Source organism: Nocardia sp. NPDC003183 (assembly GCF_053590715.1).
The window spans coordinates 104,500-124,735 of record NZ_JBSFTG010000010.1 but is presented as its reverse complement, the minus strand read 5'-3'; the positions used below and the strand labels follow the sequence as shown (position 1 = coordinate 124,735).

Sequence of the window (20,236 nt, the reverse complement as noted above, 5' to 3'; positions counted from 1 at the left end):
ACCGAGGGGTCGCCGAGGCAACGGACGCTGGGTCCGTCGCGGGTGCCTAGCTGTTGATCGTTCCTCCAACGGCTTTGTCAGTTACATCACATGGGCGCCTGTCCATGCAGTGCCGACAGTAGGCCCTCAGTTAATAAAAAGAAACTTTTTCCGCTAAAAAAATCGGTCAGACGTCCAGTCCGTACCGGCGGGTACCCACGACCAGGGCATGAGTGTGGGCTCCAACACATCGGCCATCCATATGTGAGCCACCACACCTTCAGACCGGGACACTATGAGCCGAAACGTTGCATCTGCGTTGCATCGGCGCCGATGCGCCGGTCGAGTACCCGGATCTTGGCTTCTATCTGCGCATACAGCGGCGAATCGCGATCGACGGTCGACCGGTAGGCGGCCCACGCGGCAGCATCGTCGCGGCCTTCCGGACACGAGGTCCATCGGCGCAGTACGGCGGCGTCGGGGGCGGCGAGCACGGCGGTCCGCAACCGGACTCGCAGCTCGTCGCGGATATCGCAAATGCCGGGAGCCGAGGAGCGCGGCAGCACCGGACCCGCGTACAAGTTCAATGCGGATGCGGTATCACCGGAGTCGAGTGCGGCCCGGAGCTCCTCCACATCGGTTGCGACATGCACGCGCAGACGGTATGGGCGCGAACCGACCACCGAGGCGCCGATCACCGACCGCAGCCGCGACATCGCCGCGCGGATCGTGCCGTTGTCCAGATCGGTGTCGTCCAGCAGCAGCGCCAGGTGATCGGCGCCGAGACCTTCGGGATGTTCGGTGAGCAAGAGCAGGATCTCGGCGTGGCGCTGCGAGAGCGGCACCCGCTCCCCCGCGATGCTCAACTGAGGTTGACCCAGACCCAAGACGTCCAGGCCGAGCCTGGCCTGTCCGGTGCCGTCGCGGTTCGCCGCAGCCGGCGCCTTGATCCCGTGGCTCGCGCGCATGGCTCGCAGCACCAGATCCATCTCGGCCGCGGTCGCGGCGGCTTTGACCAACGCGAGAATTTCGGGCTTGGCCACCCGCATCCCGCCGGCAATCATCAGAACGCCGATCAGTCGGCCGTCCGGCTCGTGCACGGGCGCCGCGGCGCCGGTGATCTGGTGCATGCGATGCAGGAAATGTTCGGGTCCGTGGATCCAGGTGGCGCGGCCGGTGCGCACGACGAGGCCGACGGCATTGGTGCCGATCCGGCGCTCGCTGAGATCGTCGCCCTCGCGCACGCCGATCTCGGCGGCGGCGGCGACCTGCTCCGGATGACCGTGCACCGACAGCACCCGACCGAACTGGTCGGCCACGGTCACGATCAATCCTGCGTGCGACGCGTCCTGGACCAGCAGTTTGTCGATCAGCGGCATGAGAGCGGCGATAGGGTGGGCGTCGCGATAACGCTCCAGATCGGCGCCGCGCAGCCCGCGACCGTCGAGGACGTCCGTCGGGTCGACACCGCCGCGCACACTGCGCAGCCATGATTCGAGAACGAGCGGACGTAGAAGACCGGCCAGCTGGGTAAGCTGTTCACCACCGGCACTGAGAAATCCATGGGCCTGTGCGGCATAGGCTTCCAGAGCACCGAGCTGTGCGCCCGACTCCGATGCCTGCCGTGGGGGCCTCCCACCTGCAAGATTGCTGACCATTTGCCTTTCTTTCCCGCTACAAACTGTACCGGGCAGATATCAGGCCAACCGCCAGAAGTCAGGGTTTGTCCCGCAGGTCACATCGTGGTATCAATCGTCACTTCGTCACACGACCATGTGGTCCGCTATGGACGCGGCGAGCATCACTGTGGTGGCCTGTGGACCGCGCCGCAGCGGGACCGGGACGACCGACAGATCGGCCACCGTCAGTGCCTCGATGCCGTGCACACGCCCCTGTTCGTCGACCACCGCGCGCTCGTCCCCCGCGGGGCCCATGCGACAGGTACCGGAAAGATGTTGAGACGTGCCGAGGTTGGCGCGCAGCCAGGAGTCGTCGACGGGTCCGATTCGCCGACCCAGGAGATCCGCCGTGAGTGCCACTGCCTCGCGCAACCGGGCTCGGTCCCGCTCGGCGCGGAGATAACGGTGGTCGACGCGGGCTGCGACAGCCGGATCAGTCGAAACCAGGGTCAGCTCGCCGGTCGACTCGGGACGCATCAGGGCGACCCCCACCCGGCGAAGACCCGGCGTGAACATCGCGGTGTACGGACGTAGTTCCAGGTCGTCCATTTCGAGGACGTATTCGAGCGCGACGGTCGACCACGCGGGTTGCGCACCGGCGAATTCGATGCCGATCTCCGGATGATCGGTGCACCACGCGCCCACCGGAGCGGGTCGCAGCACCGGAACACCGAGCGAGCGCAGCAGCGGTTCGGGGCCGATCCCGGATCTGATCAGCAGCGCGGCCGACTCCACCGCACCCGCGCACAACACCACCTCGTCGGCATACGTCGTCCCACGTTCTCGCCCGCGGGCCCACTCCACACCGATTACCCGGGTGCCACGCAGTAATAACCGGGTCACCATTGTTTCGCCGGTGAGGATCAGATTGCTTCGGTGGAGTGCGGGAAAGAGATGGGTGATCGCGGGCCCGGCGCGGCGGCCTCGCGATATCGCCAACGGCACGCGCCCGAATCCCGCACCGGTATCCGCGGACGGTGCGTTGAGATCGGGGATTTCGGTGAATCCCGCTGCCACGCACTGTTGCGCGAATTCGACGCTGAACTCGGTGGGGTCGCTGGTTCGTGAAATCGGGATCGGGCCGCCGATTCCGTGACCGGGCACAGCGCCGAATTCCGCATCGTCTTCCAGAGCACAGAACACCGGAAGGACCGATTCGAACGACCAGCGCGGGCCCGCCACCACGCTCCAGGCGGCGAAGTCGTCGGCAGGTGGGCGGATGAAGTAGCTGCCGTTGATCGCACCGGAACCACCGATCAGCTTGCCTCGCACCAGATTTCCCGGATACCGCCACACCAGTCGAGACTCGGGGCCGACCGGGAGATGACCTGGGTCGAGCAGTTCGACGGGCAGCTCCCCCAGCGCCGGGAAAACCGGTCCGGCTTCGATGACGCGCACCGAACGCGCAGGATCGGCGCTGAGCCGCGCGGCGAGCACGCAACCCGCCGACCCGGCTCCGACGATGAGAGTGCTCGTCACGCAGTCGGCTTCAGCGGGGCGGCACGCTCGGCTTGAGCGCTTCGAAACTGCGCGCCCGGATGACGCCGAGCCACAGGCCCGTGCCGTAGGCCACGTCGTCGAGACGCTTGTAGGCCACATAGCGGACCGGGTCGAGCCCGCCCGAGTCGCGATGGGTGAACCAGTCGGCGAGACCGTCGGCGAGTGCCATCGTGATGGCGATCTTGCGGATCCGGCTCGACGCGATCACCGCCAGGAGCGTCACCGGCCAATAGTCCCGGCACATCGCCGAAGCCAGTCGCCACATCCCGGCGAAGTAACCGCGCGCGAGGTAGACCGCCGCGATCCGGGTCGGGTTGTCCAGTTCGGTGAAGACCCGGCGCAGGCGGACCAGGGCCGTCGCCAGAGTGACGAGTCCGCCGAGCAGACCCCATTTCGACAGTGTCGCGAACAGCAGACTGGCCAGCACGGTCCAGGTCGGCACCGACAGCGGCGAGACCAAGCCCGAGTGCCGTTTCCCGAGCGGTGCCGCGCCCGTGCCGTAGAACAGCTTTCGCCCGAACCAGGCGCGGAAGGCGACCCGGTGATCGTGGGCGACGTGCGCGGCGGGCTCGTAGCGCAACCGCCAGCCCGCGCGTTCGAGGCGCCAGCACAGGTCGACGTCTTCGGCCACCTGCATCGATTCGTCGAATCCACCCTCGCCGAGCAGCGCCGCGCGCCTGGCCAGCAGCGCCGCGCTGGGCACGTACGACACGATGCCGCGAGCGTGCACCGCCGATTCGCGCCGGCCGAGGTCGAGTGAGGAGCGAGTGTGTTCGTAGCGAGCGAGCGCGTTGGATTCGGAATCCAGGGCCACGATGCGCGGCGCGACCAGCGCGACCTGCGGATCGCTGAAATGTCCGAGCATGACCTCGAGCCATCCGCTGCGCGGCACCACATCGGAGTCCAGGAACGCCACGAAGCCCGTTGTCGCCGCCTGCAATCCGGCATTACGGGCGGCGGCGGGGCCGAGCGGGCTCTCGTGCCGCAGCACCGTCACCTGACCGCGGCCCGGCCGTGGTGGGATGCGGACCGGCTCGTCGGAGCCGTCGTCGACGACGATCACATTGTGCCCACGCAGCACTGCCAGCAGCCGTAACAGCCCGTCGGCGTTGTTGTAGAGCGGGATGACCACGGTGACGTCGTCGAGGGATGGTTCGAGCCGCGGGCGCGGGTTGGCCACGCCGGAATCGAGCAGTCGGCGCGCGACGATCGCGGACTTGGTGTCGGTCACCTCCAGGTATCCGTCGCCGATCAACTCGGCGGCCTCCGGGGCCAAGCGCAGCATCCGTGCGGGCGATCCTCCGATCAGGATCCGACCCCCGGAAAATGCGCGTACCCGTGGATCGATCCGTACCCCGAAGCCGTCGGGCAGACGATCATGGCGCATTCCTCGCATGCTATTCGCAGTTGGCCCCGCAGACATCATCACCCCACAAAAAAGGACCAAAGTCTGTCCGAAATACGGCTGTGACCGGTTGCCGGACGCGTCAACAAGATCGGCAGCGCACTTCCGGCAACCGGGATGGGCTCAGCCGAGCGGACTCTCGTTGCACGCCTTGGCCGGTGGCCGCTTCACGGTCAGTGGCAGCGACACCCTGGTTCGGCTGCGAACCGGGCGCGAGTGGTCGACGGCGGGGCGCGGAATGGTGCGTCCCGGCGCCGACAGCGCCGCTTCGCCGTAGCCCTGAACGCATTCCGGGTCCGGTCCGTTGGCGGGCAGGCCGGTGAAGAACTTCGCGGCCATGCAACCACCACGGCACGAGTCGTAGTGCGAGCACTTCGTGCACGCGCCACCGTCGACCGGCTCGCGCAGTTCGGCGAAGAGTTCCGAATCGGTCCAGACCGCCTCGAAACCACCGTCGGCGACGATGTTTCCGGCCTTGAAGCGGTCATGGATGGCGAACGGACAGGCGTAGACATCACCGACCGGATCGACCAGACAGACCACCCGGCCCGCACCGCACATGTTCAAACCCGGTAGCGCCGAGCCGAATGCGGACAGGTGGAAGAACGAGTCGCCGGTGAGAACGCCCTCGCCGTTGCGGACGAGCCAGTCGTAGAGCTCGCGCTGCTGTTCGGGCAGCGGGTGCAGCTCGTCCCACACGTCCGCGCCTCGACCCGAGGGACGAAGGCGGGTGAGTCGCAAGGTGGCGCCGTACTTGTCGGCGATGGCCTTGAACTCGTCGAGCTGGGAGATGTTGTGCCGGGTGGCGACCACCGAGAGCTTGGCGTCCTTGAAACCCGCCGCGGCGAGGTTCGACAGCGCCTTGATCGCGGTGTCGTAGGAGCCGGGACCGCGCACGGCGTCGTTCACCGCGGCATCGGCGCCGTCGAGGGAGATCTGCACGTCGACGTAGTCGCTGGCCGCCAAACGCGCGGCGACCTCTTCGTTGATGCGAACGCCGTTGGTGGAGAACTTGACCCCCACATTGTGCGCGGTGGCGTAGTCGACCAGTTCCCAGAAGTCGGGGCGCACAGTCGGTTCACCGCCGCCGATGTTGACGTAGAAGATCTGCATGCGCTCGAACTCGTCGATCAGCGCCTTGCACTGCTCGGTGCTCAGTTCGTTCGGGTCGCGGCGACCCGACGAGGACAGGCAGTGCACGCACGACAGGTTGCAGGCGTAGGTGAGTTCCCAGGTCAGGCAGATCGGTGCGGCGAGGCCCGATTCGAAACGGTCGATCAACCTGCCGCCCTGGGTGGCGTCACCCGCCGCCAGGGCTGTCGGTGCGGCGGTGACCGGTCCGGGCGATGCCACGATCATGTCGGTGTCGGCCAGCTGCGCGAGCGCTTTGACGTGCGCGTCGGAGGCGTCTATGCCCTTGGCACGCAGTGCGTCGCGCACGGAGGGGTGCGCGGGCAGCGACCGGACCACATCGACGAGATCGCGGCTCTTGAGGAACGAGAGCTTGCGGGTGCCGAAGTGGTACAGCAGCGCGCCGAAGGATTCCGGGCGCAACGAGACCCGAGGGTGCAGCGTCCAACGGGTGTCGAGGTCCAGCATGGTCAGTACACGCCGCACATGCCGTCGATGCTGACCTCTTCGATCAGCGTCTCGGTGACCAGGTCCTCGTCGGATTCGACGGTCGCAGGCGTGGTGTTCTCAGGCATGACTACCTCCATTGTGTTGCCGGTCACCTCGCACCTTAACGTCAGTGACTGCCATAAAGGGCGGAATCGGAAAATCTTTCTCTGAGCACACCCCGCCCCCCTCGGCTGCGAACCCCTCTAGACTTCCGGAGGCAGGGACGGGAAAGGGCTGATGGCCCGGTGGCAGCAGAGGTGAGGCAGAGGCTTGCGTAACCATGGCGGGGCGGGTGCTGGTTCGACACTGTCGGAGGCAGAGATCGTCGACGCGGCACTGAAAGTGGTGCGCGAGGACGGGGTCGAGAAGCTGTCGATGCGGCGGCTCTCGCGCGAGCTCGGGGTGTCACCGATGGCGCCGTACTACTACGTGGCCGACAAGCGCGAGCTACTCGATCTGGTTGCCAGCGCGGCCCTGGTCGGGGTGCGCAAGCCGCCGCGCGAGTCCGGTCCGTGGCAGGTGCGCCTGCGCGATCTGATCGATCAGATAGACGATAAACTGCGCACGCATCCCGGCCTGGGCGACATCTTGCTCGAGCAGATGCTCGGCAAGCAGCTCGACCTGATCGACGCCGTGATGGAGATCCTGTTCGACGCGGGCTTCAGCGACCGCAACGTGCTGGCCGCCTACGCGACCATCCACACCTACCTGTTCGGCCGCAGCAGAGTGAACCCGCGCGACCGTTCCGCGCCCGCCGACGTGCTGCTGCCCGAGGCAGTGGCCCGAGCCACGAAGTACATGTCCGACCTGCGCGGCAAGTACTCCTACGACTTCGGGATGGAGGTGCTGGTCGCCGGACTCGAGGCGCAGCTTGCCCTGCAGGCGCGTCCCGGCCTAGCATGAAACTGAAACACGTTCTAGTTTTGCCCGAGAGGACGACATGACCACAGTCGAGGTTCCGCACGGCTCGCGCTCGGTGGTGCTGCGAGTAGCCGCGGTGATCGCCGAAACGGCCGACACCCACTCCGTGGTCTTCGAGGTACCCGCCGAACTCCGCGAGCGCTTCGCCTACTCCCCCGGCCAGTTCCTGACGCTGCGCATCCCGAGCGAGCAGACCGGTTCGGTCGCCCGCTGCTATTCGCTGGCCAGTTCGCCGTTCACCGATGACCTGCCGAAGGTGACCGTCAAGCGCACCGTGGACGGATACGGCTCGAACTGGCTGTGCGACAACATCGCCGCGGGCGACGAGGTCGAGGTGCTGCCGCCGTCAGGTGTGTTCACGCCCAAGGATCTCGACGAGGACATGCTGCTGTTCGGCGCGGGCAGCGGAATCACGCCGGTGATGTCGATCCTGAAGTCGGCGCTGTCGCAGGGTTCGGGCAAGGTCGTGCTGGTTTACGCCAATCGCGACGCGACCTCGGTGATCTTCGCGGACGAACTCCGCGATCTCGTCGGTAAGCATCCCCAGCGACTCACCGTCATCCACTGGCTCGAACCGCTGCTCGGTCTGCCGACCGCCGACATGCTGGCCACCCTGGTCCGGCCCTACACCGCCTACGAGGCGTTCATGTGCGGGCCCAAGCCGTTCATGGACCTGGTGCACGACGCGCTGGCCTCGCTCGAGGTCCCGCGCAACCGCACCCACGCCGAGGTGTTCAACTCCCTCGCCGGAGATCCGTTCGCCGACCACGCGCCCGCCGAGGTGTCCGAGGCCGAAGCGGCCGACGCGGCGACGGTCGAGGTGGAACTCGACGGCCAGGTGCACGAGATGTCGTGGCCCCGCAAGCAGACGCTGGTCGACATCATGCTCGACAAGGGCCTCGACGTGCCCTACTCCTGCCAGGAGGGCGAGTGCGGGTCGTGTGCCTGCACCGTGCTGGAAGGCAAAGTGGAGATGGCCAATTCGGAGATCCTCGATCCCGAGGACATCGAGAACGGGTACATCCTCGGCTGCCAGGCGCGGCCGGTGACCGATCGCCTGCGGATCCAGTTCTAACGCATGGCGCGGTAGGCGGCGCGTTGCTCGGGGTCGAGGTGTTCGGTCGCGTAGCTCAACGCGGTGCGGCCCAGCTCGGGTGCGTTCCGGTTCAGGAAATCGGTGAGTGCGGTCTGGTCGACGCGCTTGCCGATTTCGCGCAACATCCACCCCAGCGCCTTCTGGATCAGATCTCGGCGGTCCGTCCGAAGGATTTCGGCGAGCTCCAAGGTGGTGCTCGGATCGCCCGCCTTGATGAACGCGAACGTCGACAACAGCGCGACCCGGCGCTCCCACAGCGAATCCTGTTCGGCCAGTTCGAACAGCAGCGTGCGGTCTTTGTCGAGTAGCCAGGGGCCGATGATGTTCTCGGCGGAGGCGTCGACCAGATCCCAGTTGTTGACCCGGCCGCGCCGGACGGCCGCCAGGTAGAGATCGACCATCTCCTTGCGGGCCGTGTCGTCGAGGGCACGCGGTTTCGATGCCGCCGCGAAGCGGGCGTTGAGGATGAACAGGGCAGCCAGGCGTTCCTCGTGGAGGGGACTGTCGAGGAGTTCGTCGATCTGCGAAAGCGGCAGTGCGGGGAACTGTTTCGCCACTTTTCTGGTGACGGGGACTCGGATGCCGAGAAAGATGTCGCCCTCGCCGTATTCGCCGGGGCCGGTCTTGAAGAAGCGTTGCAGGTGATGCGCGTCAGTGGGGTTCGCCAGGTCGGCGAGGGCCTTACGCACCTGTGCAGCGGTGGGAAGCTCGGACACACGCACCTCCGGGTCGGCGGATTCCCTCCGCATTCAACACCGGTGCGGTGACATGCCGGAGCAGGCTCCCCGCCGTCCGATCAGGCCGGTAGTGCGCCGAGGAGGCGGCCCGACTCGAATGTCGCCGCACCGGAGGGCAACTCGCCCGGCCGACCGCTCGTGCGGACGGTGACGGTGCCGGAGCCGGTGGTGGGGCGGCCGAGTTCGTCCATCTTGCGCACGGTCTGGGCGGCGACAGCTTGGGCGCTGTCGAACAGGCGCACTCCGTCGGGCAGTGCGGCGATGATGGCGTCGATGACCAGCGGGTAGTGGGTGCAGCCGAGGACAACGCCCTCGACGTCGGCCGGGGTGCGCGCGGCCGAGTCGGCGATCGACTCACGGATCGCCACGATGTCACCGCGGTCGATCGCATCGGCCAGGCCGTGGCAGGCGACTCCGACGACCTTCGCGTCACCGCCGAACCTGGCGATCAGATCGGCCTGGTAGCGGCTGGCAGTGGTCGCCGCCGTCGCCCACACGGCCACCGAATTGCACTGTGCGGCAGCAGGTTTGATCGCGGGAACCGTGCCGATCACCGGCACCGAATCCCCCACCTCCGCCCGCACATGCGCCAACGCGGTGACGCTGGCGGTATTGCACGGCAGCACGATCACCTCGGCCCCCGCCTCGATCGCCTGCCGTGCCGTGCCGACGACCCGCTCGACCACCCACTGCTCCGGCTTGGGCCCCCAGGGCGCACCATCGGGGTCGAGCAGCAGCAGCAAGTCGACGTCGGGCCGCAGCTTGCGCAACCACGAAGCCGTAGGCAACAGGCCGAGGCCGGAATCGATGAGCGCGACGATCACCGCTACACCGTATTACAGCGGCGAGCCCGGCCGATCGCGACCATACGCACCGGCCCGGGCGGGCTCAGCCTGCGGCGGCGAGGAGGTCCGCCACCGGCGTGGGGGTGGCCAGTTTGGCGCGCAGTTTCATCACCTGGCTGGTCAGGCCCGCACCGAGCACGGCCGTGAGGATGCCGTCGCGGGAGTAGTAGGCGAGGAACTTGCGGCCGTCGTCGGTGACCACGGTGACGTCGTCGCCGGCCGAGGGGGTGCCGAGGGCCTGGATCTTGATGTCGTACTGGTCGCTCCAGAAGTACGGGACGCGGGCCATGGTGGGCGGAGTACCGCCGAGGAGGGCGGTGACCAGCAATTTCGCCTGCTCACCCGCGCTCGTCCAGTGTTCGACCCGCTTGCGGACGCCGGAGTCGTGCTGCCAGGCGGCGACATCACCGACCGCCCAGACGGCGTCGGCGGAGGTACGGCCGACCTCGTCGGCGAGCACGCCACCGCCCGCGGACCTGTCGGCCAGCTCGATACCGGAGTCGGCCAGCCAGTCGGTGACGGGGACCGAGCCCACGCCGACCACGACCAGGTCGGTGTCGAGGTCGGTGCCGTCGGTGAGGACCGCGCCACACACCCGGCCGGAATCGTCGGCGCGCAGGGTGTCGACGCCGACACCGCAGCGCAGGTCGACGCCTTCGTCGCGATGCAGGCGCGCCACCAGGCCACCGATCTGCTCGCCCAGGACCGAGGCCAGCGGGGTCGGCTGGGGTTCGACGAGGCTGACCTCGACTCCGGCGGCGCGGAAGCTGGCGGCGAGTTCGCAGCCGATGAAACCGGCGCCGATGATCAATGCCCGGTTCGCACCGTCCAGTTCGGCGCGCAGGGATTCGGCGTCCTCATGGGCACGCAGCACATGTACGCCCCCGACCTGGGGAAGACCGGGGAGCCTGCGCGGGCGCAGACCGGTCGCGATGATCAGCTGGTCGTAGGCGATGGTGGCGCCGTCGGCCAGGGTGACGGCGCGCGCGGCGGTGTCGACACCGGTGACGGCGGTACCGAGGCGCAGCTCGATGTTCTTGTCCGCGAAGAACTCCGGCGGGCGAAGGGTGGTGTCGTCGGTCTCGCCGCGCACGAACTGCTTCGACAGCGGCGGGCGGTCGTACGGCGCGCGCGTCTCGTCGCCGAGCAGCAGCACACCGCCCTCGTATCCGGCCCGGCGCAGTTCCTCGGCCGTGCGCAGGCCTGCCAGACCCGCTCCGACGATCACGATGGGCGCGCTCATATTGTGTCCTCTCGGCATGCGCGGTCGCTGACCGCTCGTGCCATGTTTCTGCTGTGTCGCGGACCACTACGGCCCCCAGATGTTTGTACCAGTGCGCCGGGTCACCTGTGACACCCACGTCGCAACACAACCGTGCCGCTTCCGATGTCGACCGGGCGGTCAATCAGGAGTAGACCGAGGTCAGAGGTATTTTCGTCTCAACGAGGAGGCATTTCCCATGTTCACCAACAGTCGCGCACAGGACTTTCTGGCCGTTGTGCTCGGCGCATTCACCGCACTGTCGCCCCTGTGGCTCGACACCAACGACAACGCCCGCTGGACCCTGATCGTGCTCGGCGTACTCATCGCCGCGACCGGTCTGATCCAGATGGTCAGGGACGATCTGACGGTCGCGGACTACGCGATGGGCGTGTTCGGCGTGCTGCTGTTCATCTCGCCGTGGGCCATGGACTTCACCGCGTTCAGCGGCGCGTCCTGGACCGCATGGGTGGTCGGAGTGGTGACGGCGGTGGTGGCGGTCGCCGCGCTGCCTGCCATGAACCAGCGCCTGCACAACATGGCTCCACATCACTGATGCCGGGCCGACGAGTCGGGCGCCGCAACGCGAAACGCGATGGCGACGCCCGGCAACTCATCCTGGATGCCGCCGAGACCCTGTTCGCCGCACAGGGATTCGACGCGACGCCGACCGCGGCCGTCGCCGCGGCCGCCGATGTGCCGAAAGGACTGGTCTTCTACTACTTCCCCACCAAGAACGCGATCCTGTCCGCGCTCATGCGCGAACGCGTCCCCGAACACCCGATCGACGACCTCGCCGCCGTGGTGACCCCCGGCGATCCGGCCGCCAGCCTGATCAATCTCGACACCGCGATCAACCTGCGCGACCATCACTCCTCGGTCCTGCGGGTGATCATGTGGCGCGAAGCCGACACCCACCCCGACGTGCGCCGCAAACTCCGCGCCCTGCGCGATCAGCTCCTCGATGTCACCACCAGGGTCCTGCAAGCCAGCACCCCCGTCCCCGTCCGCCCCGGCACCCTCCACGCCTGCGCCGCTGCCTGGGTGTCCGCCATGTTCGCGATCGCCAGCACCGACCGCCTCCACGCCCTCGACGACCTACCCGTCCCGACTGCCGACGACCTGCTGAACGTCGCCCAGGTGGTCGCGGCGGGCATGACCCACCTCGGCTGACGACAGCGTAGATCCGTCAGCTTCGGCTGTCCGCCGGGCGTCGTCGACGAGATGCCGATCCGGTCGGCGCCGCATCCGCCGCGGTGAGCGCCCCGCCACGGAGAACGCGGAGGGCCACCGAGCCGAGGACCCCGTGCAGGACGGCCGCGGTGGCGGCGACGACGTGCAGTCCACTGACGAAGGCGCTGCGGGCGTCGTCGAGCACGGCGGGGGCGAGGCCGGGCAGGTGCAGAGTCTCGCCGAGGGTCGGGGCTAGGTCCGGACCGTGGACGCGGAACAAGACGGCGGCCAGCGAACCGAACAGGGCGATACCGAGCGCGTTGCCGAGTTCGTTGCCGGTCTCGGCCAGCGCGGCCGCCGCGCCCGCCCGTTCGGCCGGCACCGCGGCGACGGCGATCTCGGCGACCACGCTGAACGAGATGCCGTAGCCGATGCCGGCAACCGCCGTCGCGGCGATATACCAGCCGACCCCGCTGCCGGTGCTGGTCGGCAACAGCAACGACAGTCCGATCGCGATCGTGAAGTGGGCGGTGATCAACGCTGCCGACCGGCCGATGCGGGCCACGACGGCCGGGGTGACGACGGCGGCCGCGGTGAGCACGAGCGCGCCGGGGACCGCGAGCAGCGCGGCGTCGGCGATGGACCTGCCGAGCACGGATTGTAGGTACATCGCCGCCAGATACGCGGTCGCCGACCAGGCCGCCAGCGGCAGGAACCCGGTGACGATAGCGATGGTGAAGACCCGGTTGCGGAACAGGGTGAAGTCGATGAGCGGGTTGTCGATGCGCCCCTGCCTGCGGCCGAACCACGCGAGCAGCGCCACACCGACCAGGCCCACAGTCACCGAGGAAATGGATATGCCCTGCGCAGCGCCGTGTTTCACCGCGTACATGGCAGCCAGAAGTCCGGATGCCGAGGTGAGCACACTCGCCACGTCGATGCGGCTGAGGCCGGTCGCGCGCACCTCACCGAGCAGGATCGGCGCCAGCACCAGGAACACCAGCACCACGGGCACATTGATCAGTAGCACCGATCCCCACCAGAACCGGGTCAGCAGCTGCCCGGCGACGATCGGGCCGATCGCGAAACCCGCGGCGAAGGTGGCGGCGAAGATGCCGATGGCCTGCGCCCGTCGGCGCGGGTCGGTGAACAGTGTGCCGAGCACGGCGAGCGCCGACGGCAACAGCGTCGCGCCTGCCACCCCCATCAGGACACGGAAGGCGATCAGCAGTGCGGGGCTCGTGGCGAAGGCCGCCCCCACCGAGCCGAGGCCGAACATCGCCGCGCCGATCATCAGCAGGCGTTTGCGGCCGTATCGGTCACCGATGGTGCCGAACGCGATCAGCAGGGCGCCGACCGCGAAGCCGTAGCTGTCCAGGATCCAGAGGGCTTCGTCGGCCGAGGGTGAGAGCGCCTCGGTGATGGCGGGCATGGCCAGGAACAGCACCGAGCCGTCCATGGCGACGAGCAGGACGGGGCCGAGCACCACCAGCAGGCCCAGCCAGGATCGCAGCTCGATATCGATTCGATTCATGTCCCCACCCTGCGATCGCGTGCGAGTGGTAACCAGACCCCTGACGTGGGTACACCCGGCCGGGATAGGCAGGACAGCCCGGTGGTGCCTACGATCGGAACGATGGAGTTGGAAAGCCTCGGAACGTTCCTCAAGTCCCGCCGCGACCGAACTACCCCTGAGCGGATCGGCCTACGCACCTTCGGCGTCACCCGCCGCGTCCCCGGACTTCGCCGCGAAGAACTCGCTCAGCTCGCCGGAGTCAGCGCCGGTTATTACACGCGCCTCGAACAAGATCAGGCCGGAACCGTTTCCGCGCAGGTCATCGACGCCATCGCCCGGGTGCTCCAGCTCGATCCCGCCGAAACGGCCCACCTGCACAACCTCGCAGGTCAACCGGCCGTGCCGCACCTGGTCCGGGCCGAACCGGAACAACCACATCCGCGGGTTCTCACGCTGCTCACCTCGCTCGGCAACACCATGCCCGCGGTCGTGCTCGGACGCCGTGGCGATGTGCTCGCCTGGAATCACGCCGGGCACGCGCTCGTCGGCGAGCACCTCGACTTCACCGCGCCCGACGACCCCGCACGACGTCCATCGATTCCGCGACTGTTCTTCCTCGATCCACTCGCCAGGGATCTGTACCGGAACTGGGACGAGCTCGCCCGCATTCACGTGGGCTACCTCCGGCTGACCGCTGGGCGCTACCCCACCGACGCGCGGCTGGCCGAACTGATCGGCGAACTCGTCATGCGCAGTACGACTTTCGCGACACTGTGGGCCGGCGCGGAGGTCGCCGATTGCACCGTCGGGCCGATGGATCTGCGTCATCCGACGGTCGGCCGTGTCGACGTCGACTATCAGGTGTGGTTGCAGCCCGACAGTCCCGACCACCGGCTCGAGGTCTACACCGCGCGCGATGCGAGCTCGGCAGACGCGCTGCGCCTGCTGACCGCCGGATCCACCAGGACGCGTCGGGTGCCGGCGATGGTCGACTCCGAGACACCGGACGCGACCCCCACCTAGGGCTTGTCGACGAACCGGTGACGCCGCGGGTATCGCGGCGCCACCGGTGTCGATCAACTGCCCGCGATGATCGACTCCGCAGCACCCGGCGGGACCGGGGCGTAGGAGTCGAACACCATCGAGTAGTTAGCTCGGCCACGGGTTTTCGAGCGTAGGTCCCCGATGTAGCCGAACATCTCCTGGAGCGGGGTCAGTGCGCGGATGATGTGCGCGCCGCCCCGTTCCGTGAGCTCGGTGACCCGGCCACGACGCGCGTTGAGGTCACCGATCACCTCGCCGACGTACTCCTCCGGTGTCACGACCTCCACGGCCATCACCGGTTCGAGCAGCACCGGCTTCGCTCGCGCGAGCGCCGCGCGCACCGCCGCCGCTCCCGCGAGACGAAACGCCAGTTCCGACGAATCCTGCGCGTGGGCAGCGCCGTCGAGCAGCGTCACCTTCACGTTCACCAGCGGAAAGCCGGCGAGGGTGCCGACGCGCAGCGCGTCTTGCGCGCCCGCGTCCACCGCGGGGATGTACTCCCGCGGTACGCGCCCGCCGGTGACCCGGCTCTCGAATTCGTAGATCGCGTCGTCCTCGGCCACGTGGGGTTCCAGCGCGATCACCACCTTGGCGAACTGCCCGTGCCCACCCTGTTGCTTACGGTGGGTGTATTCGAACAGATCGACTGCCGCGGTGATGGTTTCGCGGTAGGCCACGCGTGGGGCGCCGATGTCGGCGTCGACCCGGAACTCCCGTTTCATCCGGTCGACCAGGATCTCCAGATGCAGTTCGCCCATGCCGCCGATGACCGTCTGGCCGGTTTCGGCGTCGATGCGCACGGTGAACGTCGGGTCCTCGTCGGCCAGGCGCGCCAAGGCGGTGCCCAGCTTGTCCTGGTCGGCGCGGGTCCTCGGTTCGATCGAGACGGCGAGTACGGGGTCGGGGAAGGTCATCGACTCCAGGACGACGGGGGCTGCCCGATCGCACAGGGTGTCGCCGGTTCCCGTCGCCTTCAGGCCGATCACGGCACAGATCTGCCCGGCCTGCACCCGCTCGACGGCGATCTCGGTGCTCGAATGCATCTGGAACAGTTTGCCGAGACGCTCCTTTCGTCCATTGGTCGAATTCAGTACGGTCGCACCGGGTTCGGCGGTACCGGAGTACACCCGCAGGTAGACGAGCTTGCCGAAGAACGGGTGCAGCGCGACCTTGAACGCCAGCGCCGCGAACGGCTCGGCGATATCGGGCGCGCGGTGGATGTGCTCGCCCTCCGGCGAGAACCCGTGCACAGCGACGACATCCAGCGGCGACGGCAGGTAGTCGACGACGGCGTCCAGCAGTGGCTGCACGCCGATGTTGGCCAGCGCCGAGCCACACAGCACCGGGTAGGCCCGTGCGTCGATCGTCATCCGCCGGATAGCCGCCTCGAGAACATCGACGGTGATCGGCTTGCCTGTGAGGTAGCGCTCCAGTACTTCCTCGTCGGCCTCCGCGACGGCCGCCTCCAGCGCATCACGATGCTGGAAGGCTTTGGTACGCAGATCTTCCGGAATCTCGATCGTCTCGAAACGAGCACCGCGGTCGGTGTCGCCACGCCACACCTTGGCGGTCATCTCGACCAGGTCGATGATGCCGTCGAACTCGCGTTCCGCACCGATCGGCAGCTGAATCACCAACGGGCGCACCCGGAGTCGCTCCGCGATGGTCCGCACGGTGAACGCGAAATCGGCACCGAGCTTGTCCATCTTGTTCACGAAACAGAGCCGCGGGACGCCGTACTTGTCGGCCTGCCGCCACACCTGCTCCGACTGCGGCTCCACGCCCTCCTTGGCGTCGAACACGGCGATCGCACCGTCGAGCACCCGCAGCGAACGCTCCACCTCGACGGTGAAGTCGACGTGGCCGGGGGTGTCGAGGATGGTGATCTGGTGCTCGTCCCACCAGCAGGTGGTCGCCGCCGCCGCGATGGTGATGCCGTGTTCGCGCTCCTGGATCATCCGGTCCATCACCGCGGTGCCGTCGTGCACCTCGCCGAGGGTCCGGGTGACACCGGTGTAGAACAGCACCCGTTCGGTGGTTGTGGTCTTGCCCGCGTCGATGTGGGCGGCGATGCCGATATTGCGAATTCGGGCGAGATCGATTCTGGTCATGGGAATCCCCCAGGCTGGTTCTTGTCGATGAATCGACGCTCGCCAGTGGGGCGTTCCGGGAACGGCACGGGCGTCGGATCACGCGGCGCCGCACCGGCGCCGAAGGACCCGATGCGAGCTAGAACCGCGACTGCGGACGTGCTGTAACCATGCGACAAGTTCTACGCGCCCGATCGCGCGCTGTCGACGGGATTTCCGCCGCCCGGGCATAAACGCGCGACCACGACGGTTCGACACAACGAACAGCCCCGCCACCCCCTAGGAGCCGATCGATGCCCGAAACCGCGCTCGACCTGCACGCCCTCATCGCCGACTCCCGCATCGGCATCCTGGCCACCATCAAATCCGACGGCCGCCCCCAACTCTCCCCCGTCACCCCGTACTACGACCGCGCCGCGGGCATCATCTACGTCTCCATGACCGAAGGCCGTGCCAAGACGATCAACCTCCGTCGCGACCCGCGCGCCGCCCTCGAGGTCACCAGCGCCGACGGCTGGTCCTGGGCCACCGCCGAGGGCACCGCCACCCTGACCGGCCCCGGCACGGACCCGAACGGCCCGGAAGTCGAGGCCTTGGTCGACTACTACCGCGCCGCCGCGGGCGAGCACCCCGACTGGAACGAGTACCGCGAGGTCATGGTCTCGGACCGCCGCGTACTCATGGCCCTGTCCGTCGAGCACGTTTACGGCGCCAAGATTCGCTGAGTCAGCCCGTTGCCGAAAGGAATTCGGTGACGTCCGAAGCGAACTGGGCGTGTTTGATCGCCCCGAGGTGGTCTGTCGCGGGGTAGATGATCAAGCGGGAATCAGGAATGCCGTCGGCGGTGTAGCGGAAGGAGGATTGGTCGTAGAACTCGTCGCGGTCGCCTGCGACGACCAGCGTGGGGGTCGTGATGTCGGCTAGGCGGCCGGTGAGGTCGAAGGCATCTTCGGCATGAACGAAGGCGAGGGTGTCGGCGGGGTTCTTCGGGCGAAACAGCGGGTCCGCCAGCCAGGCGGCGGCGCCGACGAGGCGCGCCTTCAGCGAAGATTCGATGCCCTGGGTCGCCATGTGGTGCAGGGACCGTTTGCCCGCAGCGGCGGCCTCCGCGTATTTCATCTGCGACACGCGCGCGGACTGGTCGAGACGGTAGGAGGAGGAAGCGATCACCAGTCGGCGTACTGCTGACGGATGGTCGGCGGCGAGCTGCAGCGCTACGGAGCCACCCGAGGAAATGCCGAGAACGTCTACGGGACCGCCGAATTCGTTGTGCAACGCTTCCGCGTGCTCCCGCGCGATATCGCCCATCGAGGTACCGGCCGCCATCCCCGGCGCGCGATTGACCGCGTACACCCGGAAGTTCCTGGCCAACGGCGCCATCGTCTTGATCTCGCTGGACCGCAGCCAGCCACGCGGATTGGCGTGGTCGGGCATGAACCACCGCAAGAACACCAGTGGACGCCCCGACCCGAACGCGAGATAGGGCATCCCGTGTTCGAGCACCCCTTCGCTGACATCCAATTCCCGTTCGAGCGCGGCCTTGCCCACGAGGTCTCCGATCCTCTCGAATGCGATAGTGCCCCAACGCTACCGAGCACGACCGACAACCACGATGACGTCAGAAGTCATACACCGTCGGTAGGCTGACGGTTCGTCGACTACAGGAGAATCCGATGGGACAAGAATCGCTGTTGCGCCGCGGTGTCGGCGCGTTCAACACCGGCGTGGTCGCCCTGACCAATGCCCCCGTCATCGGCAAGCTACTCGGCAAAGCCTTCGCCCAGATCACCTACACCGGCCGCCGCTCGGGCCGCACGTTCAGCACCCCCGTCAACTACCGCCGCTCCGGCGACGAATACCTCATCGGCGTAGCGATGCCGGACAAGAAGTCCTGGTGGCGCAACTTCCTGGACGAGGGAGCCTCCGTCACCCTGCGCATCGACGGCATCGATCACCGCGGCCACGCCATAGCCCACCGAGACGACCGCGGCCGAGTAACCGTCCGCGTCCGACCGGCGTAGTGGATCCGTCCGAGTCGCACGATCGCCCCTGAAAACGCCGAACGGCGCCGCTCCCGAAGGAGCGACGCCGTTGCGGTGTCAGCAAGTCAGAGACTCACTTGATGATCTTCGTGACGCGACCGGCACCGACGGTGCGGCCACCCTCGCGGATCGCGAAGCGCAGGCCTTCGTCCATGGCGACCGGCTGGATCAGCTTGACCAGCATCTCGGTGTTGTCGCCGGGCATGACCATCTCGGTGCCCTCGGGGAGGGTAACGACGCCGGTCACGTCCGTGGTACGGAAGTAGAACTGCGGGCGGTAGTTGTTGAAGAACGGGGTGTGGCGGCCGCCCTCGTCCTTCGACAGGATGTACGCCTGGCCCTCGAACTCCGTGTGGGGAGTCGTGGTGCCCGGCTTGACGACAACCTGGCCACGCTCGACATCTTCGCGCTTGATGCCACGAACCAGCAGGCCGACGTTGTCGCCCGCCTGGCCCTGGTCGAGCAGCTTGCGGAACATCTCGATGCCGGTGACGGTGGTCTTGGTCGACTTCTCCTTGATGCCGACGATTTCCACCTCCTCGTTCACGTTGACGATGCCGCGCTCGACACGACCGGTGACGACGGTGCCACGACCGGTGATCGTGAAGACGTCCTCAACGGGCATCAGGAACGGGAGCTCGGTCTCGCGGACCGGGTCCGGGATCGACTCGTCGACAGCGGCCATGAGCTCGACGATCGCGTCGGCCCACTTCTCGTCGCCTTCGAGGGCCTTCAGACCGGAGACACGCACGACCGGCGCGTCCTCGTCGAATTCCTGCGAGGCCAGCAGTTCGCGGACCTCCATCTCGACGAGCTCGAGGATTTCCTCGTCGTCGACCATGTCCGACTTGTTCAGCGCGACCAGGATGTAAGGCACGCCGACCTGACGGGCGAGCAGCACGTGCTCGCGAGTCTGCGGCATCGGGCCATCGGTGGCCGCGACCACCAGGATGGCGCCGTCCATCTGCGCCGCACCGGTGATCATGTTCTTGATGTAGTCCGCGTGGCCCGGGGCGTCGACGTGCGCGTAGTGGCGCTTCTCGGTCTGGTACTCGACGTGGGAGATGTTGATCGTGATACCACGAGCCTTCTCCTCCGGCGCCTTGTCGATCTGATCGAACGCGAACGCGTCGTTCAGATCCGGGAACTTGTCAGCCAGCACCTTGGTGATCGCTGCAGTCAGCGTGGTCTTGCCGTGGTCGACGTGACCGATGGTGCCGATGTTGACGTGCGGCTTCGTCCGCTCGAACTTCGCCTTCGCCACTTTTGGGTCCTCCTGGACTTGTTGGTGCGTGCATTTGCAGCAGTGCGTGTGTCATCCCCGCTGG

The 20,236-nt window shown here is 67.4% G+C and carries 19 protein-coding genes; 7 read left to right on the top strand and 12 right to left on the bottom strand.

Annotated elements, in window-relative coordinates:
- Window positions 1-272: 272 nt before the first annotated feature.
- From ACWDXS_RS25530 to mftA, 5 genes are all read right to left on the bottom strand, one after another.
- Complete coding sequence (locus ACWDXS_RS25530; RefSeq protein ID WP_378990877.1) at window positions 273-1,637, bottom strand: GAF domain-containing protein; 1,365 nt, start codon at window positions 1,635-1,637, stop codon at window positions 273-275.
- 105 nt (window positions 1,638-1,742) lie between these two features.
- Entirely contained in the window at window positions 1,743-3,137 is a 1,395-nt protein-coding gene (mftG, locus tag ACWDXS_RS25525) for a mycofactocin dehydrogenase MftG (RefSeq protein WP_387445749.1), read from the bottom strand.
- Between the two features lie 10 nt (window positions 3,138-3,147).
- Complete coding sequence (gene mftF, locus ACWDXS_RS25520) at window positions 3,148-4,545, bottom strand: mycofactocin biosynthesis glycosyltransferase MftF (RefSeq protein WP_358060798.1); 1,398 nt, start codon at window positions 4,543-4,545, stop codon at window positions 3,148-3,150.
- Window positions 4,546-4,686: 141 nt separating this feature from the next.
- The gene (mftC, locus tag ACWDXS_RS25515; protein WP_378991230.1) at window positions 4,687-6,162 is read right to left on the bottom strand and encodes a mycofactocin radical SAM maturase; all 1,476 of its coding nucleotides are present in this window, start codon (window positions 6,160-6,162) and stop codon (window positions 4,687-4,689) included.
- 2 nt (window positions 6,163-6,164) lie between these two features.
- Window positions 6,165-6,269 carry a mycofactocin precursor MftA gene (gene mftA / locus ACWDXS_RS25510; protein WP_101468422.1) on the bottom strand — a complete coding sequence of 35 codons (105 nt, stop codon included), beginning with the start codon at window positions 6,267-6,269 and terminating at the stop codon, window positions 6,165-6,167.
- 184 nt (window positions 6,270-6,453) lie between these two features.
- Between mftA and mftR2 the strand changes: the two genes are divergently transcribed.
- Together mftR2 and ACWDXS_RS25500 are read left to right on the top strand one after the other, a co-directional pair.
- On the top strand, window positions 6,454-7,086 hold the full coding sequence (gene mftR2 / locus ACWDXS_RS25505) for a mycofactocin system transcriptional regulator MftR2 (RefSeq protein ID WP_378990881.1): 633 nt from the start codon (window positions 6,454-6,456) through the stop codon (window positions 7,084-7,086).
- A gap of 37 nt (window positions 7,087-7,123) precedes the next feature.
- Window positions 7,124-8,179: a 2Fe-2S iron-sulfur cluster-binding protein gene (locus ACWDXS_RS25500; protein WP_449969311.1), complete on the top strand. Its 1,056-nt coding sequence runs from the start codon at window positions 7,124-7,126 to the stop codon at window positions 8,177-8,179.
- On the opposite strand, the gene ACWDXS_RS25495 is transcribed toward ACWDXS_RS25500, so the two are convergent.
- The 3 genes from ACWDXS_RS25495 to ACWDXS_RS25485 form a co-directional block, all read right to left on the bottom strand.
- The gene (locus tag ACWDXS_RS25495) at window positions 8,176-8,949 is read right to left on the bottom strand and encodes a DNA alkylation repair protein (RefSeq protein WP_387445747.1); all 774 of its coding nucleotides are present in this window, start codon (window positions 8,947-8,949) and stop codon (window positions 8,176-8,178) included. The two genes, ACWDXS_RS25500 and ACWDXS_RS25495, sit on opposite strands and share 4 nt — an antisense overlap.
- A 47-nt stretch (window positions 8,950-8,996) precedes the next feature.
- On the bottom strand, window positions 8,997-9,761 hold the full coding sequence (locus ACWDXS_RS25490; RefSeq protein ID WP_378990886.1) for a glutamate racemase: 765 nt from the start codon (window positions 9,759-9,761) through the stop codon (window positions 8,997-8,999).
- 64 nt (window positions 9,762-9,825) lie between these two features.
- A complete protein-coding gene (locus ACWDXS_RS25485; protein ID WP_387445746.1) occupies window positions 9,826-11,025 on the bottom strand; it encodes an NAD(P)/FAD-dependent oxidoreductase in 1,200 nt (399 codons plus the stop codon).
- 217 nt (window positions 11,026-11,242) lie between these two features.
- On the opposite strand from ACWDXS_RS25485, the gene ACWDXS_RS25480 reads away from it, so the two are divergent.
- Window positions 11,243-11,599, top strand: coding sequence for an SPW repeat domain-containing protein (locus ACWDXS_RS25480; protein WP_387445745.1), 357 nt, complete (start codon window positions 11,243-11,245; stop codon window positions 11,597-11,599).
- The gene (locus ACWDXS_RS25475) at window positions 11,599-12,216 is read left to right on the top strand and encodes a TetR/AcrR family transcriptional regulator (protein WP_378990890.1); all 618 of its coding nucleotides are present in this window, start codon (window positions 11,599-11,601) and stop codon (window positions 12,214-12,216) included. The genes ACWDXS_RS25480 and ACWDXS_RS25475 overlap by 1 nt, the downstream gene beginning before the upstream one ends.
- A 16-nt stretch (window positions 12,217-12,232) precedes the next feature.
- Here ACWDXS_RS25475 and ACWDXS_RS25470 read toward each other — a convergent pair whose 3' ends face one another.
- Window positions 12,233-13,750: an MFS transporter gene (locus tag ACWDXS_RS25470; RefSeq protein ID WP_387445744.1), complete on the bottom strand. Its 1,518-nt coding sequence runs from the start codon at window positions 13,748-13,750 to the stop codon at window positions 12,233-12,235.
- Between the two features lie 102 nt (window positions 13,751-13,852).
- Between ACWDXS_RS25470 and ACWDXS_RS25465 the strand changes: the two genes are divergently transcribed.
- Window positions 13,853-14,755 (top strand): helix-turn-helix transcriptional regulator, encoded by a 903-nt coding sequence (locus ACWDXS_RS25465; protein ID WP_449969304.1) that lies wholly within the window; start codon window positions 13,853-13,855, stop codon window positions 14,753-14,755.
- A gap of 53 nt (window positions 14,756-14,808) precedes the next feature.
- On the opposite strand, the gene fusA is transcribed toward ACWDXS_RS25465, so the two are convergent.
- Window positions 14,809-16,887 carry an elongation factor G gene (gene fusA, locus ACWDXS_RS25460; protein WP_387445731.1) on the bottom strand — a complete coding sequence of 693 codons (2,079 nt, stop codon included), beginning with the start codon at window positions 16,885-16,887 and terminating at the stop codon, window positions 14,809-14,811.
- 272 nt (window positions 16,888-17,159) lie between these two features.
- Between fusA and ACWDXS_RS25455 the strand changes: the two genes are divergently transcribed.
- Window positions 17,160-17,591 (top strand): PPOX class F420-dependent oxidoreductase, encoded by a 432-nt coding sequence (locus ACWDXS_RS25455; protein ID WP_378990900.1) that lies wholly within the window; start codon window positions 17,160-17,162, stop codon window positions 17,589-17,591.
- 1 nt (window position 17,592) lies between these two features.
- Here the strand turns inward: ACWDXS_RS25455 and ACWDXS_RS25450 are convergent, their stop codons facing one another.
- Window positions 17,593-18,414: an alpha/beta fold hydrolase gene (locus ACWDXS_RS25450; RefSeq protein WP_387445730.1), complete on the bottom strand. Its 822-nt coding sequence runs from the start codon at window positions 18,412-18,414 to the stop codon at window positions 17,593-17,595.
- Between the two features lie 125 nt (window positions 18,415-18,539).
- Between ACWDXS_RS25450 and ACWDXS_RS25445 the strand changes: the two genes are divergently transcribed.
- Complete coding sequence (locus ACWDXS_RS25445; RefSeq protein WP_387445729.1) at window positions 18,540-18,887, top strand: nitroreductase/quinone reductase family protein; 348 nt, start codon at window positions 18,540-18,542, stop codon at window positions 18,885-18,887.
- 94 nt (window positions 18,888-18,981) lie between these two features.
- Here ACWDXS_RS25445 and tuf read toward each other — a convergent pair whose 3' ends face one another.
- Window positions 18,982-20,172: an elongation factor Tu gene (gene tuf, locus ACWDXS_RS25440; protein ID WP_378990905.1), complete on the bottom strand. Its 1,191-nt coding sequence runs from the start codon at window positions 20,170-20,172 to the stop codon at window positions 18,982-18,984.
- Window positions 20,173-20,236 lie beyond the last annotated feature (64 nt).

Coding starts and splice junctions, on each gene's coding strand:
- ACWDXS_RS25530 (WP_378990877.1), bottom strand. CDS start 1,637: ATGGTCAGCAATCTTGCAGGTGGGAGGCCCCCACGGCAGGCATCGGAG.
- mftF (WP_358060798.1), bottom strand. CDS start 4,545: ATGCGCCATGATCGTCTGCCCGACGGCTTCGGGGTACGGATCGATCCA.
- mftC (WP_378991230.1), bottom strand. CDS start 6,162: ATGCTGGACCTCGACACCCGTTGGACGCTGCACCCTCGGGTCTCGTTG.
- mftA (WP_101468422.1), bottom strand. CDS start 6,269: ATGCCTGAGAACACCACGCCTGCGACCGTCGAATCCGACGAGGACCTG.
- ACWDXS_RS25500 (WP_449969311.1), top strand. CDS start 7,124: ATGACCACAGTCGAGGTTCCGCACGGCTCGCGCTCGGTGGTGCTGCGA.
- ACWDXS_RS25495 (WP_387445747.1), bottom strand. CDS start 8,949: ATGCGGAGGGAATCCGCCGACCCGGAGGTGCGTGTGTCCGAGCTTCCC.
- ACWDXS_RS25485 (WP_387445746.1), bottom strand. CDS start 11,025: ATGAGCGCGCCCATCGTGATCGTCGGAGCGGGTCTGGCAGGCCTGCGC.
- ACWDXS_RS25480 (WP_387445745.1), top strand. CDS start 11,243: ATGTTCACCAACAGTCGCGCACAGGACTTTCTGGCCGTTGTGCTCGGC.
- ACWDXS_RS25475 (WP_378990890.1), top strand. CDS start 11,599: ATGCCGGGCCGACGAGTCGGGCGCCGCAACGCGAAACGCGATGGCGAC.
- ACWDXS_RS25470 (WP_387445744.1), bottom strand. CDS start 13,750: ATGAATCGAATCGATATCGAGCTGCGATCCTGGCTGGGCCTGCTGGTG.
- ACWDXS_RS25465 (WP_449969304.1), top strand. CDS start 13,853: ATGGAGTTGGAAAGCCTCGGAACGTTCCTCAAGTCCCGCCGCGACCGA.
- fusA (WP_387445731.1), bottom strand. CDS start 16,887: ATGACCAGAATCGATCTCGCCCGAATTCGCAATATCGGCATCGCCGCC.
- ACWDXS_RS25455 (WP_378990900.1), top strand. CDS start 17,160: ATGCCCGAAACCGCGCTCGACCTGCACGCCCTCATCGCCGACTCCCGC.
- ACWDXS_RS25445 (WP_387445729.1), top strand. CDS start 18,540: ATGGGACAAGAATCGCTGTTGCGCCGCGGTGTCGGCGCGTTCAACACC.